Below are 903 nucleotides of genomic sequence, written 5' to 3'. Positions count from 1 at the left end.
GGCATGAACTTCGACCACATGCCGGAGCTGCACTGGCGGTTCGGCTATCCGCTGGCCATGGCGGTGATGGCGGCGGCCTGCCTGGCGCTGTACCGGGGGTTCCGCCGCAACGGCTGGCTCTGAGCCGCGACGACCGGCCCCGGCCGGCGGGCACGCCGGGCGACGGGCGGGTGCCGGCGGCCCGGTGCGGGCGGCACCGACAGGCCGGTGCGGCGCTGTCGTGGGTCAGCAGCGCCAGGCTGGGTGGCGCGGGTCGTCGGCGCGGACGAGGACGTCCGCCGTGGTGGCCGGGTCGGTCTCCGCCGCGTAGCGCTCGAAGGCGGGGAGCGTCCAGTGGTCGGCTTCGGGAGTACGGCGGCGCAGGGCGGCCGGGGACAGGAGGACATGGACGGTCAGGTCGAACGGGAACCAGTGGCGCAGCAGAAGGGGGCCGTGCAGCAGCAGGACGCCGCCGGGCGGGAGCTGGACATACGGGCTGCGGGTGGCGCGATCGGTGGCCGGGTCCCACAGGTCGGGCAGGACACGGCCGCTGCCGCCGGGGTCGAGCGGGCCGAACACCTCCCGCCACAGGGCGCCGGTGTCGAGCCAGCCGCCGTAGTACGACTCCGCGTCGCGGCGCCCGTGCTCCAGGCGCAGTGAGGCGGGGCGCAGAAAACCCTCCGCCCCGACGGCCAGCGAGGGCCGGCCGCGCACCCGGAGCGCCTCGCCGACCCGCTCGGCCAGGTCCCCGGGACGGGCGGCGGGTGCCCCGTCGAAGGCAACGCGCAGCCAGGCGCCACCGTCGGCCGGCTCCAGTCCGGCCAGCCGGTCGGCGAGCAGATCGGCGAGCCGTTCCCAGGTGATCGCTTCGAGTCGCACAGGGCCATGATGCCGGGTGCGTTCGATGAGGAGGGTGGGCGGGAG

Annotated in this window: 2 protein-coding genes; one reads left to right on the top strand and one right to left on the bottom strand. The window is 76.2% G+C overall.

From position 1 onward, the window contains the following. A partial coding sequence (locus VT52_RS36595; protein ID WP_276208007.1) for a CorA family divalent cation transporter occupies positions 1-123 on the top strand: 123 nt, incomplete at its 5' end. 102 nt (positions 124-225) lie between these two features. Here VT52_RS36595 and VT52_RS34955 read toward each other — a convergent pair. Next, on the bottom strand, positions 226-858 hold the full coding sequence (locus VT52_RS34955) for a nucleoside/nucleotide kinase family protein (protein WP_071387774.1): 633 nt from the start codon (positions 856-858) through the stop codon (positions 226-228). Positions 859-903: the final 45 nt, after the last annotated feature.

Source organism: Streptomyces malaysiense (genome assembly GCF_000980885.2).
In the GTDB taxonomy this organism is placed as follows: Bacteria; Actinomycetota; Actinomycetes; order Streptomycetales; family Streptomycetaceae; genus Streptomyces; species Streptomyces malaysiense.
This window is presented reverse-complemented; position numbering and strand designations above follow the sequence as displayed.